General features: G+C 57.4%; 13 protein-coding genes and 1 pseudogene. 9 read left to right on the top strand and 5 right to left on the bottom strand.

Translation table 11 applies throughout. From position 1 onward, the window contains the following. Positions 1-141: 141 nt before the first annotated feature. The 5 genes from moaC to HBR93_RS01590 all read left to right on the top strand — a co-directional run bounded on the left by moaC (position 142) and on the right by HBR93_RS01590 (position 8,367). On the top strand, positions 142-615 hold the full coding sequence (gene moaC, locus HBR93_RS01610; protein ID WP_057438233.1) for a cyclic pyranopterin monophosphate synthase MoaC: 474 nt from the start codon (positions 142-144) through the stop codon (positions 613-615). Next, positions 612-854, top strand: coding sequence for a molybdopterin converting factor subunit 1 (gene moaD / locus HBR93_RS01605; protein ID WP_115128946.1), 243 nt, complete (start codon positions 612-614; stop codon positions 852-854). The genes moaC and moaD overlap by 4 nt, the downstream gene beginning before the upstream one ends. 2 nt (positions 855-856) lie before the next feature. Continuing rightward, entirely contained in the window at positions 857-1,309 is a 453-nt protein-coding gene (moaE, locus tag HBR93_RS01600) for a molybdopterin synthase catalytic subunit MoaE (RefSeq protein ID WP_057958531.1), read from the top strand. A 230-nt stretch (positions 1,310-1,539) separates the two neighbouring features. Then, on the top strand, positions 1,540-3,525 hold the full coding sequence (locus tag HBR93_RS01595; protein ID WP_169959729.1) for a hypothetical protein: 1,986 nt from the start codon (positions 1,540-1,542) through the stop codon (positions 3,523-3,525). A gap of 39 nt (positions 3,526-3,564) precedes the next feature. Beyond that, the gene (locus HBR93_RS01590; protein WP_169959728.1) at positions 3,565-8,367 is read left to right on the top strand and encodes an RHS repeat-associated core domain-containing protein; all 4,803 of its coding nucleotides are present in this window, start codon (positions 3,565-3,567) and stop codon (positions 8,365-8,367) included. A gap of 24 nt (positions 8,368-8,391) precedes the next feature. On the opposite strand, the gene HBR93_RS01585 is transcribed toward HBR93_RS01590, so the two are convergent. From HBR93_RS01585 to HBR93_RS01575, 3 genes are all read right to left on the bottom strand, one after another. Then, positions 8,392-9,519 carry an FAD-binding oxidoreductase gene (locus HBR93_RS01585; RefSeq protein ID WP_057958534.1) on the bottom strand — a complete coding sequence of 376 codons (1,128 nt, stop codon included), beginning with the start codon at positions 9,517-9,519 and terminating at the stop codon, positions 8,392-8,394. 145 nt (positions 9,520-9,664) lie between these two features. Then, positions 9,665-11,137, bottom strand: coding sequence for an ATP-dependent RNA helicase RhlB (rhlB, locus tag HBR93_RS01580; RefSeq protein ID WP_115128943.1), 1,473 nt, complete (start codon positions 11,135-11,137; stop codon positions 9,665-9,667). A 96-nt stretch (positions 11,138-11,233) separates the two neighbouring features. Then, positions 11,234-11,890, bottom strand: a complete 657-nt coding sequence (locus HBR93_RS01575) for an alpha/beta fold hydrolase (protein WP_169959727.1) — start codon at positions 11,888-11,890, stop codon at positions 11,234-11,236. A gap of 345 nt (positions 11,891-12,235) precedes the next feature. Here HBR93_RS01575 and HBR93_RS01570 point away from each other — a divergent pair, with 345 nt between their 5' ends. The 4 genes from HBR93_RS01570 (at position 12,236) to HBR93_RS01555 (ending at position 16,404) form a co-directional block, all read left to right on the top strand. After that, positions 12,236-13,267 carry an amino acid ABC transporter substrate-binding protein gene (locus HBR93_RS01570; protein WP_057438245.1) on the top strand — a complete coding sequence of 344 codons (1,032 nt, stop codon included), beginning with the start codon at positions 12,236-12,238 and terminating at the stop codon, positions 13,265-13,267. A 72-nt stretch (positions 13,268-13,339) separates the two neighbouring features. Continuing rightward, positions 13,340-14,521, top strand: a complete 1,182-nt coding sequence (locus HBR93_RS01565) for an amino acid ABC transporter permease (protein WP_115128941.1) — start codon at positions 13,340-13,342, stop codon at positions 14,519-14,521. A 10-nt stretch (positions 14,522-14,531) separates the two neighbouring features. Continuing rightward, a complete protein-coding gene (locus tag HBR93_RS01560; protein WP_115128940.1) occupies positions 14,532-15,629 on the top strand; it encodes an amino acid ABC transporter permease in 1,098 nt (365 codons plus the stop codon). 10 nt (positions 15,630-15,639) lie between these two features. Further along, positions 15,640-16,404: an amino acid ABC transporter ATP-binding protein gene (locus HBR93_RS01555; protein WP_045062117.1), complete on the top strand. Its 765-nt coding sequence runs from the start codon at positions 15,640-15,642 to the stop codon at positions 16,402-16,404. A gap of 107 nt (positions 16,405-16,511) precedes the next feature. On the opposite strand, the gene HBR93_RS01550 is transcribed toward HBR93_RS01555, so the two are convergent. Together HBR93_RS01550 and HBR93_RS26860 are read right to left on the bottom strand one after the other, a co-directional pair. Continuing rightward, on the bottom strand, positions 16,512-16,685 hold the full coding sequence (locus tag HBR93_RS01550; protein ID WP_169959846.1) for a YgiT-type zinc finger protein: 174 nt from the start codon (positions 16,683-16,685) through the stop codon (positions 16,512-16,514). A gap of 20 nt (positions 16,686-16,705) precedes the next feature. Then, positions 16,706-16,777, bottom strand: a pseudogene (locus HBR93_RS26860) (type II toxin-antitoxin system MqsR family toxin); the annotation flags it as partial. Positions 16,778-16,866 lie beyond the last annotated feature (89 nt).

Here is a 16,866-nt window from a genome sequence, read left to right as displayed (position 1 = left end):
CGGTTCACCTCAATTCCTGTGGGAGCCGGGCTTACCCGCGATGGCGTTGGTGACTGACACTGCGCTATCGCAGGCAAGCCTGCTCCCACCTTTTGATCTGCGTTGGGTTTACAATCGGGGCTTCTGATCAGGAGTATCCCCGTGCTGACTCATCTCGATTCCCAGGGCCGTGCCCATATGGTCGACGTCACCGATAAAACCGTGACGTTCCGCGAAGCCGTGGCCGAGGCGCGGGTGCGCATGCTGCCCCAGACCCTGCAAATGATTGTCGACGGCGCCCATCCCAAGGGCGACGTGTTCGCCGTGGCGCGCATCGCCGGGATCCAGGCGGCGAAAAAGACCAGCGACCTGATCCCCCTGTGCCATCCGCTGATGTTGACGGGCGTCAAGGTTGAGCTGGCAGCCGAAGGGGAAAATACCGTGCACATCATCGCCCGCTGCAAGCTGTCCGGGCAGACCGGCGTGGAAATGGAAGCACTGACTGCCGCCAGTGTTGCCGCGTTGACGATCTACGACATGTGCAAGGCGGTGGACCGTGGCATGACCATCGAGAACATCCGCCTGCTGGAAAAGCTCGGCGGCAAAAGCGGGCATTTCAAGGCGGACCAGGCATGAGCATCAACGTACTGTTTTTTGCACGCTACAGCGAGGCGATAGGCCTGGACTCCCTGGAGGTCGAAGGCGACTTCGCTACGGTCGATGCCGTGCGCCTGGCACTGGCGGCTGATGCGGGCTTCGAGGTGCTCAACGAGACCAGCCTGATGTGTGCGCGCAACCAGGAACTGTGCTCCCTCGACGAGCCTTTGCAGGCCGGTGACGAAGTCGCCTTCTTCCCGCCCGTGACCGGAGGCTGACCATGGCCATTCGTGTGCAAGCCCAGCCCTTTGACCCCGGCGCCGAAGTCAACGCCATGCACGCGGCCAACGTGGGTGTGGGTGCGGTGGTGAGCTTTGTCGGCTATGTACGCGATTTCAACGATGGCCTCGATGTGGCGGGGATGTTCCTTGAACACTACCCCGGCATGACCGAAAAAGCCCTGGCCAAGATCGCCGTCGAAGCCGAGCAGCGCTGGCCGCTGCTCAAGCTCGAAGTGCTGCACCGCATCGGCGCCCTGGAGCCCGGCGAACCCATCGTGTTCGTCGCGGCCGCCAGTGCCCACCGCCAGGCGGCGTTTGATGCCTGTGCGTTTGTGATGGACTACCTCAAGACCCGGGCGCCGTTCTGGAAGAAGGAGAACACCAGTGAGGGGGCGCGGTGGGTTGAGGGGCGAGAGAGTGATCATGCGGCGGCGGGTCGCTGGAAAGCCTGATTGTTTATCATTGGGTGGCGCTTGCAAGAACACGCAGTCATGGCTGTGGTTTATAGTTATAAAGGTTCATTAAGTTATTTCTATTTCAGCTAATTAACTGTCATTTTTAACAGTTACTTTCTCTTTTTTCCTGGTCTCTAATCTCCCTAAGTGTTCGATATCTAAGTTCGTGGAATTTCAGCTCGAATTTGGTTTCGAGAAAGTTCGCGCTACGGCGATGGATGTGGTTTTTGGAGAACGAGATGATCAGGCAATCACATAATATGCGGCTTGTGCATTTTAAGGTCAGGTTTGCTGATGGCACTGACTATACGGATGCACTTTATGCCAATGGGCATCATCAAGTTGAAGTTGTAGTTGAGGTTTTAAAGCAGGTTTTGGGGAAAAAAGGTGTCTGGAGTCAAGCCTCCTTAACCGATAGTGAGCGAGCGAGTGTAAAAATCGTACCTGTTTCTATCGCGGATAATGCCAGTGTAGGCAGCGGGTGGAGTTGCGATACGCAGAAGAACGAATATGATCCAGGACTCTGGAATCGTACTGGGGAAGAACTCGGCGAGAGTCTGCCAAACAATACGGTTGTTGACGCGGGGGTAGAGATTGTCAGGCGTTATATGCGCGTTGAGGAAAATGTCTCTCTCAAGGCTGTACAGTTCATGGCGACTATTGTGTTGGACGGAGAGACGGTTACTAACAGCTATTCCGAATATCCGACTGATTTTAAGTCGTCGGTATTTATCAAGCCCACGGTGCCCCCAGTATTGCTTTCTACAGAGCTTGATTTGATTGTTGATTATGATGCTTTAAATATTGCAGGGCTTCTTGATATTGATATGTACTATTGGGAAGGTGTTAATGGTTTGTGGTTTGTTCATAATTATGGGTTGAATGAGTCAGTGGAGGTGCCAAATGAAGGGACCTCCTTTCAGACGTCTTATGGACTTTCGGGTAATTATAAAGGAGGAGTTTTCTCTGGGTCTTCGAGCAGTACTTTACGGTTGAGTATGGTTCACCAGTATCTTCCAGTTGTAAATCCAGGTGAGGATCCAGTGATTCATCGGATAAGTAATCGTGTTATGTGCGCGGTTAAACTTACTACACAGATTCCGGACCTTCCGCATGAGGTTTTGAATAGCAAGTGGCGGTTGCGGGATAACTATGGGAATCTTCATGTATTTAAAATAGTTCCCTATGAAAGTGGCAATCGTCTGACGGTGGAGCCCGTTAAGTTAGCAAGGCGACCTCAGCACTTCCACATCGTCCTTGCTAATGGTCAGGATTCTACTGACGCGCTGTATGCCAATGGCCGGCATCAGTGCAAAGTTCTTATTGAAGTCACTATGGTGCAGGAAGGGATTAATGGTAATTGGGAGAGCACGCTCCTGCGGGAGGATGAAAAAGCCAGTGTAGCGGTCACATTATATTCTCCAAATGTGAACCAGCCTCTACCGGGGGGGTGGTCCTGCGATACCGTGAAAAATATATATGATACCGGACTTTGGATTCGAGAGATACAAGACGCAGAGGGGGGCGGAATTGGGGAGAACACTACGCAACAAAAGAGTGGGGCGCTGGATACTATAGAGATAGTTGAGCGATTTATGCGTTTGGAAACCGGCGCTTCAATGGAGAGTCGGAGGCTTATGGCTAAGATAATTATAGATGGTAAAGTTTATACCACGAATTTTAACGAAGGGGATTCAAAGTTTAATGCTTGGGTGAATATCTCGCCTCGGCAGCCTTATCGAGTGAGAGTTCGTGATCTTATACTTACTGTGGATCACGCTTATTGGAATCACAATACGAAGACCGATATTGATGTTTGGTATTGGTTGCCCCCGCCTGGGGTGAGGTTTATCTCCCAAATGGGGTTAGACGCACCCATGTGGGTCCCTTGGGAGGGGCGTTACTTTCAGACGTCTTTTGTTAATGGGTCCGGTGGAGTTGATAGAAAAGGCGGAGTTGTAGTGGGCCACGATAAGCCTGGGTCAAGCCCCTCTCTTGATGAGATACATGAAAACTTGTCAGATAATTATCATATTCTGAGATTTGATCGAGTAAATACGATTATGCGTGCGTTATGGGTTTCCATTGAGCTCCCCATGTTTGAAGGGGAGGGCAACACACCTTGGCGACTAGTCGATAATTATGGCTGCATGCATGTATATACTATGCGTGGAAGTAGGCAAAATATTGAGTTGTTGGATTATGAGAGCTGATTAGATTTGTGCGTCTCGTCTTCAGAACAGGTGCTTACCATGAATGTCTATTCCAACGCATTTAATTTTTCCTCGTACTTGAACGGTTCCGTCGATCCACGAACAGGTCAGTATGGTGCCCAAATCAATTTGGCTCAATTATCTCCTGAGGGGCCTCTCGAGGTCAGTCGCAGTATTGTTTTGTTATTTTCAATGTTTGAGCCTGGCCGTGTACCTTATGGGTTGGGGTGGCGCCTGAGTAATACGGAATTTGACCTTTCCAGTGCGCAACTCACGTTGATTAGCGGCGAGCGATTTAAGACGCAAGGTATGCCTTCTGTTGGCGGAACGATGGTTTTCAAGGATCGAAAACTTAAAGATCTAGTGGTAAGGCGAACGAATGAAACCACGCTGCATGTGATTTATCGGGATGGCACGATTGAAGTTTTGGAGCGTACCAGTAGTACGCTCCCTTATCGAATTACTTCCATAAGATTTGAAAATGGTGAGGTCTTCAGATTCGGCTATGCCCCAGGTGGTTCTCTTGAGCGTATCCTCAATCACAAACAGGAAGAGTTGCTGCTACTGACCTACGCGAGTGGGCGCCTGCAAACGGCTGATAGACGTGTCGAGGGGGGGCGTTATGCGCGTACGCGATTTACACAGATCAATGATCGCCTTACAGGTGTCACTGCGCCTTACGATCGTAGTGGTGCGCCGGGGGTTGCTGCCTATACGTTTGTATACAGGACGCCGTTTCGTAATGGCTTGGTTGCGATTGAGCGGGTGCAAACGCCGATGGGCGGAACTGAGCAGATCAACTATACCGAAAACGGTCATCAATATGGCAACAACCAATTCATCCCCCGTGTGTCCAGTTGGACGCAGACTCCAGGTGCCAATCAACCTCCAATGATCCGGACTTATGATTACAGTCCAGGGCAGAACTTCACGGGGTTCCCTTATGCGGGTGGTTTCAAAGAGGGTGAGGACAACCTGTATCTGATTAGCGGCGCCTATGACTATTGGACTGAGGAGAAAAGCATTGACGCGGCCAATAACAATACGGTCTTGAGCGTCACTCGTACCACCTACAATAAGTTTCACCTGTTGACCGAAAAGCAGGTCCTACGCGAGGGAACGCGCAGTAAAGTAAATATCACCTATAACACGCTCCCCGGTCTATTTCCCAGCCAGCCCGCGAACTTCCAACTGCCCAAAACCGTTACCAATCGCTATGAACTCGTAGCTGGTGGCACCTCGAGGGAAGAGATCCAGCAGATCGAAACCGATGATTATGGCAACGAACTCAGCCGCACCGAACCCTCTGGCATTCGCACCGAATACAGTTATTACCCGATTGCCGGCGAAAGCGGCAAATGCCCGGCGGACCCCCACAAATTGTTCCAGCGCTACCTCAAACAAGAGCGACTCGTACCTGTAGGAGGCACGCCTACCGCGCGACTCACGGAATATACCCATACGCGCGTCCCCCAGACGGGCAGTAGTTATTTTGTGCTACAGCAATCGAGCAGCCAGGCTGGTGTGCTAGTGATGCAGCAGACTTACTACGAAACCCCTGTGGCGCTGGCTGGCCGGTTGAAGAGCAGCACCAGTACGGTCGGCGGGCAGCTGTTGACCAGTGATTTCAGTTACGTCATTGAAGGCGATAACCTGATCGAAACCCGACGGTTGAAAGGGCGCGAAGAACAAGGAAATCAATGGCTTGAGGCAAAACGCACGCTTTCGATGGTCAGTCGACGCCTGTTGTCGTTAACGCGAGATGGCGGCAGCACGATGGGCCTGGCGTACGACGTCAATGGCCGGCTGACCGCAGAAACCGTAGCTCTTGGAGCGCCGCAGAAAGCGACCCGGCAATACGCTTACCATTTTGCCGAAGAGAATAAGCGTGCCCATCTGATTACCGCGGACGCGCAAGGTAACAAGACGATTACCTACTACGACGGTGCCGGACGCCAGGTGTCCGAAGCACAATTGATCGGCTCGAGCCAGGAGCGAGTCGCCTGCACTTGGCGTTATGACGCGCTTGGGCAAACTGTGGAAGTGGTCAAGAGCGACTACGTGACCAACGGGCAACGCTCGTTGCGCAGCGTCCACTCCTACAGTAAGTGGGGCAACGCCAGCCGCGTCACCCACGCCGATGGCCGTGTTGTCATCAACGAGTATGACCCGCGGCTCAATCTTACCGAGGAGGGCGTGGTTGGCGGTGAACGGCTGTTGACCTATTTCAATACGCATAACCAGCCAATGAAGGTGGAGCGCCTGGATGCCAACAATAATAAAGTGGAGCTGGCGTCGTATACCTACGATGGCCTGGGGCGCTGCGTGACGGCAGTGGATGTCAATAAAACGTCCACTGAGCTGACCTATGACGTGTTCGACCGGGTGCTGACGACCCTTCAAAAACCAATAGATGGCACTCCTCATCGGCTGCGTAAAACGGATTACGCCCCCGGCACCAGCAGTGAATTGGCCAGTGCTTTTACGGTCGACAACAAGCGGCTGGGGGCCCGTACCTACGATAGCCTCGGCAGAATGACCAGCCAGACGCGTGGGGCATTGGGGCAGGCCACGACCTGGGAGTACAAGGCCGGAGAGATGGAACCGTTCACCATGGTTTCCTCCCGTGGGGTTCGCCAGACCCTGACTTATGACACAGAGTTGGATGTGCCGACTCGGATTGAGATGTCGGGCCATCCGGCGAGCACCTACCGGCATGACCCGGTTACCGGTGCTATGACACGTTCCGAGACCAATGGCTTGATCCATGAGTTCGTTATGGATGCCAACGGCCGTCCTGAAAAGGATATCCAAACCGCCAACGGCAACGTCCTGACCTCGCAGTATGGCTATTCCCCTGGCGGGCGCCTGCTGCAGCAAACTTCCGCCGACGGCCAGTCCAGCCAGCTTGAGTACGATGTGTTCGGGCGGTTCTCCAAGATGACCACTGGCGCCATAGTCATTGAGCAAACCTACGATACATTGGGCCGGCCGCATGTCCTGAGCACCGCCTATGAAAGCACGCGAGTCGTTACCAAGCTGTCCTATGACTCGCTGGGTCGGGAAGCCGAGCGCCGCTTCGAGCAGAACGGTGCGCTGTTCCAGGTCATGACCAGCACGTATCACCTCAACAGTATGTTGGCGACACGGGAACTCAAGGACGCCGGCTCACGCCTGGTGATCGGCGAAACCTTCACCTACGATGCCTTTCTGCGGCTCAAGACCTATCGCTGCACGGGGCCCGAACACCCCAAGGATCATCTGGGGCGTGGCATTGTCGGGCAGGATTTCAGCTTTGACAGCCTCAATAACATTACTCGGGTTGTCACGACGTTTGCCGACAGCACGCAAGACACCTGCGAGCGTTATTTTACCGGTGCCGATCCCACTCAACTGACCCGGCTGACCCACACACGCCCGGCGCAGGATGTCACCCTGACGTATGACGCGGCGGGCAACTTGCAGGCACACCCGGCGGGCCAGGCCTATACCTACAATGGTTTTGAGCAGTTGACCACAGTGCAGGCCGGTCCCCTCAAGTACAGCTACCAATACGATGCCGAGGCCCGTCAGGTACTGGCGTCCCGGGGCAGTGAGCCGCCGGTGATGCTGGCATACGCCGGCGACCGGCTGGAGACTCTGGTTGAAGGCAATAAAAAGATCCGCTACGCCGACGGCGGGGATGAGGTGATGGCACGCAGCGGGGGCGTCGACGGGCTGCAACTGCATATGAACGATGCCAGCGGTAGCGTGCGCGGCGTATCGGCCCCAGGCCAGGCCCATGTGCGGCGACACTACACGCCCTACGGCGATACGAAAATCCCGCTGGATGACGGCAAGGTCCGTAGCATGGCTGATCTGCAACTGCCGGCGTTGAATGGTCAACGGCTGGATGCGGCGATCAACCTCTACTTTCTCGGCAACGGTCAACGGGTCTACGATCCTCACCTGATGATGTTCTTGCAGCCTGATCCGCTGAGCCCTTTTGACGAGGGGGGGATCAACAGCTATGCCTACTGTGCTGGTAATCCGGTCAACCTAATGGACCCCAGCGGGTTGTTGCCGAACTGGTTGAAGTGGGTATTGACCGGAGTTGCGCTGGTGTTGTCGATAGTGACGGTAGGTTTTGCGGCTCCCGGATTTGTTACCGCGGTAGCGGCATATGCGGCGGCAGCTGGAACGGCGGCGGCATCTGCGGCGGGGATGGTTGTTGCTTCCAAGGCGGCGCTGCTGGGGGCTGCATCGTTGGGGGTGGTTGGGGGAACGCTTAGTGTCGCAGCCTTGAGTATCGCTGAGGTCGACAGGGCGATGGGTTGGGACCGTTCGCACCACATCCAAAACCTGGGGTGGGCATCTTTCGGGTTCTCTGTGGCGTCATGGGTAGTTAGCTTTGCGGGGGCCTACACGTCGGCAAGTATGGCCTACACTGCGGCTCTCAAGGCCAGCACGGCCAAGGACTTTGTCAAGTACAGCAGCTTTTTTGACGCCCCACTGGGGGCCAGCTTTCTGGCGGCTGGCAAGCGGATGCTGGGCTTGAGCTATAAGTTCACCGATAAACAGGGAATCACTAGCTTCAGCAAGATTTACGGGGTCACCCGTTTCGTATTGAGAAGTACCAACTTTGGTCGCTCGGTAGAGGCCAGAACCACATCGGCAGGCTCGGGTGGTGGCGATCCTGCCCAACCCGTGCCAGGTGCTCCCGGTTCGGCCCATCCCCAGCCGCAAGCCACGGGCAGTCGCCTGGTGGATATGCCGGCCAGCAGTGCAGGCTATTACCAGGCATTCAGAGACGAGGCGTCGCGCATTCGCCAGCCCATCATTGCGCAGTTGTATCAAGGATGATCCAGCAGGGTACCGTGCCTGCAATCAACCCAGGCGCCGGGGCGATAACATCGCCTCCGTCAGGCCGGCACGCTGCAACGCCTCGGGTAACGCCAGGTGGCGAACCAATGCCGCACTGGCCTGGCCCATCGCCGGTGAGGTCTGGATGCCATAACCGCCCTGGGCCGCGACCCAGAATAAACCCTCGACCTGTGGATCGAACCCGCACACCAGGTCGCCATCGCTGACAAAGCTGCGCAACCCTGCCCAGGTGCGGGTCGGGCGGCGGATGCTCAGGGTGGTGGCTTGTTCGATGTGATAGATGCCCGTGGCAATGTCCAGCTCTTCGGGTTGCACGTCGTGGGGCGCCACCGGGTCGGCATTGGCCGGTGAGCCGAGGAACATGCCGGCGTCGGGCTTCATGTAGAACGAGCCGTCGAGGGCCGCCAGTTCCGGCCAGGTGTGGCTATTCACCTCGGCGGGGGGCGCGAAGATAAAGGCGCTGCGCCGCTTGGGTTGCAGGCCGATCTTCCGCGCTCCGGCCAGCTCGCCAATGGTGTCGGCCCAGGCGCCGGCGGCATTGAGGATCACCGGGGCGCTGAAGCGTTGTTGCGAAGTGCGCACGTGCCACTGGCCCTCGCCGTCGCGGGTCAGTTTCTGCACTTCATTGTCGGTGTGGATTTCTCCGCCATTGCGCCGGATACCACGTAGATAGCCTTGGTACAGCGCGTCGGTGTCGATGTCGCAGACCGTCGGGTCGTAGATCGCCCCGTGGACTTTTTCCGGGCGCAGGATCGGCAGCCTGTGCAGCGCCTCCTCGGCACTCAGCAGCTGCGTCTCGGGTACCAGGGCCTTGGCACTCAGGTATTGGCGCTGCAGTTCGTCAGGATCGCCCAGCAGGTCCACCAGCAGTTCGCCACGGGGCGTGAGCAACGGATGCTCGCTGAAACCAGCGGGCGGGTGATCGAAGAAGTCGCGGCTGCCCAGGGTCAAGGCGCGCACTTGCGGGGTACCGTAGGCGGCGATATACAGCGCGGCCGAGCGGCCAGTGGAGTGATAGCCCGGCATGGACTCACGCTCCAGCACGATGACGCGGGCGTGTCGGGACAGCCAGTAACCGGCGGAGGCACCGGCAATACCGCCGCCGATGATGATGTAGTCGGCCTGGTTCATGTGTTCCTCCTTGAATGTGAAAGCGCTGAAAGCAAATGTGGGAGCGGGCTTGCTCGCGAATGCGGTGTGTCAGTCTCTGGACATATTGACTGATTCACTGCGTTCGCGAGCAATCCCGCTCCCACATCTTTTACCGCATTCCAGCTTAAGGGCGTTTACGCTCTACGGGACGCAGCAAGTGCGTCGGCGGCGTTTCGCAGCTGATCTTGCGGCCCAGCAAGGTTTCGATCGACGGCAATTGATACGAGTCGTCTTCCCCGGCAAAGCTGATCGACACACCGGCAGCGCCTGCACGCCCGGTACGGCCGATACGGTGTACGTAGTCGTCCGGCACTTCCGGCAGGGTGAAGTTGATCACGTGGCTGATGCCGTCGATATGAATCCCGCGGCCTGCCACATCGGTGGCCACCAGCACGCGGATCTTGCCTTCGCGAAAGCCTTCCAGGGTCTTGATGCGTTTGTGCTGCGGCACGTCGCCGGACAGTTGCGCGGCATTGACGCCGTCGCGAACCAGGCGTTCTTCAATGCGCCGCACTTCGTCCTTGCGGTTGGCAAATACCATGACCCGCTCCCAACCGTTGTCGTTGACCAGGTTGTAGAGCAGCTTGTATTTGTCGGCACCGGCCACCGCATAGATATGCTGTTCGACGTTTTCGCTGGCGACGTTCAGCGCCTCGATCTCGACGATGGACGGGTCGGTGGTCCACTGCTTGGCGAGGTTCATCACGTCTTCGGTGAAGGTCGCGGAGAACAGCAGGGTCTGGCGTTCGTTTTTCGGTGGGGTCTGGCGAATGATCTGACGCACTTGTGGGATAAACCCCATGTCGAGCATCCGGTCGGCTTCGTCCAGCACCATCACTTCAACCATGTCCAGGTGCACGTCACCACGCTGGTTGAAGTCCAGCAAACGGCCCGGGGTGGCGACCAGGATGTCGCAGTGCCGCGCTTCCAGGTGCTTGAGCTGTTTGTCGAAGTCCATGCCGCCCACAAACGTCATGACGTTGAGGCCGGTGTACTTGGTCAGGTCGGCGGCATCCTTGGCGATCTGCACCACCAGCTCCCGGGTCGGGGCGATGATCAGTGCCCGTGGCTCGCCCATGTAGCGCTCTTTGGGCGGCGGGGTTTGCAGCAGCTGGGTAATGATCGAGATCAGGAACGCTGCGGTCTTGCCGGTACCGGTCTGGGCGCGGCCAATGGCGTCTTTGCCGGCCAGGGTGAAGCCTAGTACCTGGGCCTGGATCGGCGTGCAGTATGGAAAGCCCAGGTCCTGGATGGCATGCATCAGTTCCGGGGCCAGCTTGAAGTCGTGAAAGCGGGTCTTGCCCTCTTGGGGCTCAACCACGAAGTCTTCCAGTTTCCACGGCTTTACCACCGGTTTTGGCGCACGTTCGCGGCGCGGTTTTTCTACGCGCGGTGGTTCTTCTACGGGCTGGGCGGCTGGAGCCGGGGCGGCAGGCGTGGCAGGCGCTGGTTTTGGCGAGGCAACGGGCGCGGTTCGGCCAGGCTGTTTACCGTCATTGCGGCTGCCGGAAGTTTGGGCCGGGGCGCTGGGAACAGGGGCGAGTGGTTCAGCCTCGCTTTTACCGAACATCTTCTTGAGTGCTTTGAGCACGGTCATCTCATCAATTGGTTAAGGAATGTACGCCGGCCAGTGTAATGCAAGAATCGGGCGCGGCGTAGTGCGTTGGACACGCGGCTACACAATGGCGGTTTTTTAGCCAAGGCGCTGGCTTAGCCATTGACCGATATCGCGGATCTCTTCGGGTAACACTTCGTGACCCATTGGGTATTCTTGCCATGTCACGGTGACACCCTGCTGCTTTAAATGCTCATAGGCGCTGCGGCCCATGGCGTTCTGCACCACTTCATCGTACTGGCCGTGCAGGCACAGGGCCGGAATGCGCTGCTGGCTGGCGGACAGTTCCAGTTCATCGCTGAACGTCGGTGCATAAGTGGAGAGGGCAAGCACGCCACCCAAGGCTCCCTGCCATTTCATAAAGGCGGCGTGCAGGACCACCGCGCCGCCTTGGGAAAAGCCGGCAAGGAAAATGCGCGAGGCGTCTATTCCGCTGGCTTTTTGTTGGTCGATCAAATCAATGACCATTTTTGCCGACTCATCCAGCTGTTCACGGCTGATGGCCCGTGCCGGGGTCATGGCCAATATGTCGTACCAGCTTGGCATCTCGTAGCCGCCATTGATGCTCACCGCACGGGTCGGTGCCTGGGGCAATACAAAGCGCGTGGACAGCAAGCTTTCCTGCAACGCCTCCGCCACTGGCAAGAAGTCGTAGCGATCGGCACCCAAGCCATGCAACCAGATTACGCAGGCGTCTGCGGGCTTGGCGGGCTGAAGAATCAAGGGGTCGGTCATGTTTGCTCCATAAATGTGCGTGCGCGCCGAAGAGATGCGACAAGGCAGTTCGTGCAAGGCGGCTCAGTTAACAAGATGTCGCATGGTTGACTGTTTTGCGATTGATCCTGGGCTGAAACGACTCAGCTGACACTCTGGTACGGCGCTTGCTATGTGTAGGTCGATGTCAGAACTATCCGGGGACGGTAACACTATCAGTGACTACCGCCTCTGGGATAGCCGCTGCAATGACAGCGACAGCCTCTTGCTGCTTGACCCCAAAAAAAGCCAACACGGGTCGATATCGCCTCATAAGGGTGCGCAGAGGTTCGAGCTCCGACACAACAAGAGCAACTGGAGGTTTGAATGAAGGTATTGAAGTCCACCCTGGCCATCGTGACTGCGGCGACCGTATTGGGGATCAGTGGTCTGGCCCAGGCCGGTGCCACCCTGGATGCAGTGCAGAAGAAAGGGTTTGTGCAATGTGGCGTCAGCGACGGCCTGCCGGGTTTCTCGGTGCCGGATGCCAGCGGCAAGATCCTCGGGATTGACGCTGACTACTGCCGCGCTGTGGCCGCTGCGGTGTTCGGCGACGCGACCAAGGTCAAGTTCAGCCAATTGAATGCCAAGGAGCGTTTCACCGCGCTGCAGTCTGGCGAAGTCGACATCCTCTCGCGCAATACCACCATGACCAGCTCCCGCGATGCGGGCATGGGCCTGAAATTCCCGGGGTTCATCACCTACTACGACGGCATCGGCTTTTTGGTCAACAACAAGCTGGGCGTGAAAAGTGCCAAGGAACTGGACGGTGCAACCATCTGCATCCAGGCCGGTACCACCACCGAGCTGAACGTTTCCGACTACTTCCGTGGCAACAACCTCAAGTACACCCCGATCACCTTCGACACCTCCGATGAAAGCGCCAAGTCCCTGGAGTCCGGGCGCTGCGACGTGCTGACCTCCGACAAGTCGCAACTGTTCGCCCAGCGCAGCAAGCTGGCCGCGCCGAAAGACTACGTGGTCCTCCCGGAAACCATTTCCAAGGAGCCCCTGGGCCCGGTCGTGCGTAATGGCGACGACGAGTGGCTGGCCATCGTGCGCTGGGTGGGCTACGCCATGCTCAACGCTGAAGAAGCCGGTATCACCTCGAAAAACGTCGAGGCTGAAGCCAAGGCCACCAAGAACCCGGACGTTGCTCGTCTGCTGGGCGCTGACGGCGAATACGGCAAAGACTTGAAAGTGAAGAAGGATTGGGTGGTCCAGATCGTCAAGCAGGTCGGTAACTACGGTGAAGTGTTCGAGCGCAACCTGGGCAAGAGCACCCCGCTGGAAATCGACCGTGGCCTGAACGCGCTGTGGAACAACGGTGGCATTCAATACGCACCTCCTGTGCGCTGATCGCTGATGGTTCTATCACCCGGTGGGCCAACCGCCGGGTGATGTTCTGTTCCATTTTTTGCGGGGCACTTAATGCAAACTCAAATCGGCGCACCAAAACAGAAGCTCAGCTTCAGTGATCCAAAAGTGCGTGCGTGGCTGTTCCAGATCATCACCATCGTGGCGGTGGTCGCGTTGGGCTGGTACCTGTTCAACAACACGCAAACCAATCTTCAGCACCGGGGCATTACCTCCGGCTTCGACTTCCTCGAGCGCAGCGCCGGTTTCGGCATCGCTCAACATTTGATCGACTACACCGAATCGGACAGCTATGCCCGGGTCTTTGTGATCGGTCTGCTCAACACCTTGCTGGTCACCGTGATCGGTGTGGTCCTGGCCACCATCCTCGGGTTTATCATCGGCGTGGCCCGGCTGTCACCGAACTGGATCATCAGCAAACTGGCGACGGTGTATGTGGAGGTGTTTCGCAATATTCCGCCGCTGCTGCAAATCCTGTTCTGGTATTTCGCGGTGTTCCTGACCATGCCGGGGCCGCGCAACAGCCATAACTTCGGCGACACCTTCTTTGTCAGCAGCCGTGGCCTGAACATGCCGGCGGCCGTCGCGGCCGATGGGTTCTGGCCGTTTGTCGTCAGCGTGGTGGTGGCGATCATCGCCATTGTGTTGATGAGCCGTTGGGCCAATAAACGCTTTGAAGCCACCGGCGTACCGTTCCATAAATTCTGGGCAGGCCTGGCGCTGTTCCTGGTGATCCCGGCGTTGTGCACGTTGCTGTTTGGTGCGCCCGTGCATTGGCAAATGCCGGAACTCAAGGGCTTCAACTTCGTCGGCGGCTGGGTTCTGATCCCCGAGCTGCTGGCGCTGACCCTGGCGCTCACGGTTTACACAGCAGCGTTTATTGCCGAGATCGTACGTTCGGGCATCAAGTCGGTCAGCCACGGCCAGACCGAAGCTGCGCGCTCCCTGGGCCTGCGCCCAGGGCCCACGCTGCGCAAGGTCATCATCCCGCAAGCCCTGCGGGTGATCATCCCGCCGCTGACCAGCCAATACCTGAACCTGGCGAAAAACTCGTCCCTGGCCGCCGGTATCGGCTATCCGGAAATGGTTTCGCTGTTTGCCGGCACGGTGCTCAACCAGACCGGCCAGGCCATCGAGGTCATTGCCATCACCATGAGCGTGTACCTGGCAATCAGCATCAGCATTTCCCTGCTGATGAACGGGTACAACAAGCGCATTGCGCTGATCGAACGGTGAGGACACCCGCATGACTTCCCATACTTTCAAACCTGATATGCCGCCGCCGAACAAAGTCTTTGGCCCGATGGCATGGATGCGCGCCAACCTGTTTTCCAGTTGGCTCAATACCCTGCTGACCTTGCTGGCGTTCTACCTGGTGTACCTGGTGGTGCCACCGATCCTGCAGTGGGCGATCCTCGACGCCAACTGGGTCGGCACCACCCGCGCCGACTGCACCAAGGAAGGCGCCTGCTGGGTGTTTATCCAACAGCGCTTCGGGCAGTTCATGTACGGCTACTACCCCGGCGACCTGCGCTGGCGCGTGGACCTCACCGTGTGGCTGGCCGTGATTGGCGTGGCACCGCTGTTCATCTCGCGGTTTCAGCGCAAGGCGGTCTATGGCCTGGGCTTTCTGGTGCTGTACCCGATCATCGCCTACTTCCTGCTGCACGGCGGGATCTTCGGCCTGACCAACGTCGCCACCAGCCAATGGGGCGGCCTGATGCTGACCCTGGTCATCGCCACCGTTGGCATCGCCGGGGCCTTGCCCCTGGGGATTGTGCTGGCGCTGGGGCGACGCTCGAACATGCCGGCGATTCGTGTGGTGTGTGTGACCTTCATCGAGTTCTGGCGCGGCGTGCCGTTGATTACCGTGCTGTTCATGTCGTCGGTGATGCTGCCGCTGTTCCTGCCTGAAGGCATGGGCATCGACAAGCTGCTGCGGGCCCTGATCGGCGTGATCCTGTTCCAGTCGGCCTATGTGGCTGAAGTGGTGCGCGGTGGCTTGCAGGCGATTCCCAAGGGGCAGTACGAAGCGGCCGCCGCGATGGGCCTGGGCTACTGGCGCAGCATGGGCCTGGTGATCCTGCCGCAAGCCCTGAAGCTGGTGATCCCCGGCATCGTCAACACGTTTATTGCGCTGTTCAAGGACACCAGCCTGGTGATCATCATCGGCTTGTTCGACCTGCTCAACAGCGTCAAGCAAGCCGCCGCCGACCCGAAATGGCTGGGCATGGCCACTGAAGGCTATGTGTTCGCGGCCCTGGTGTTCTGGATTTTCTGTTTTGGTATGTCGCGCTATTCCATTCATTTGGAACACAAGCTCGACACTGGCCACAAGCGTTAGGAGTTTTTTGATGAGCGAAGCAATCAAACAGCCGGTGAGCCCTGAAGGCATTATCCAGATGCAGGGCGTCAACAAGTGGTACGGCCAGTTCCATGTGTTGAAAGACATCAACCTCAACGTCAAGCAGGGCGAGCGCATCGTGCTGTGCGGCCCGTCGGGCTCGGGCAAATCCACCACCATTCGCTGCCTCAACCGCCTGGAAGAGCACCAGCAGGGGCGCATCGTGGTCGATGGCGTGGAACTGACCAATGACCTCAAGCAGATCGAAAGCGTGCGCCGGGAAGTGGGCATGGTGTTCCAGCACTTCAACCTGTTCCCGCACCTGACCATCCTGCAGAACTGCACGCTGGCGCCGATGTGGGTGCGCAAAATGCCCAAGCGCAAGGCCGAGGAAATCGCCATGCACTACCTGGAGCGCGTGCGCATCCCGGAGCAGGCCCACAAGTTCCCGGGACAATTGTCGGGCGGCCAGCAACAGCGCGTGGCGATTGCCCGTGCCCTGTGCATGAAGCCGAAAATCATGCTGTTCGACGAGCCGACCTCGGCCCTCGACCCGGAGATGGTCAAGGAGGTGCTGGACACCATGATCGGCCTGGCCGAAGACGGCATGACCATGTTGTGCGTGACCCACGAAATGGGCTTTGCGCGCACCGTGGCCAACCGCGTGATCTTTATGGACAAGGGCGAGATCGTGGAACAGGCGGCGCCCAATGACTTCTTCGACAACCCGCAGAATGAGCGGACCAAGTTGTTCTTGAGTCAGATTTTGCATTGATGGATGTTTGAGACCAACCCGGCCTGGCGCCGGGTTTTTTTTGCGGCTAGGAAGCGTTGAGTACTTCAGTGTCGCTGTTCACGGTAGAGGTGAAGGCACCGAACAAATCAGCACCCTCGGCGGATGCGTTTTATCTCGGCGCCGATCATTTTTCGCGCGGCGAGAACCAACTCATCACCCGCTTCTGCATAGCGATCCGCACTATCGGTATCGGGGTCCCAAAAGCCGTCGCCACAGGCTTTGCATTCCCAGCCTGAAAGAGTGTCGACCCGACGCTCCATGCCCTGGACACTGATGGTTTTGCGTTCCTTCCAAGCCGCCTGACATCCGCCTTTATCACCGCCAAATCGTAATGAGGTGTGTACTTTTCCATAAGACACCTGAGGCCAATAATTACCCTTGAAGGGTAATTTTACTGATCGAAAATTCGCTTCCTTTGCCCGCCTGAAAACCCTGGTGCGT

This window comes from Pseudomonas sp. WS 5411 (genome assembly GCF_012985595.1).
In the GTDB taxonomy this organism is placed as follows: Bacteria; Pseudomonadota; Gammaproteobacteria; order Pseudomonadales; family Pseudomonadaceae; genus Aquipseudomonas; species Aquipseudomonas shahriarae.
This window is presented reverse-complemented; position numbering and strand designations above follow the sequence as displayed.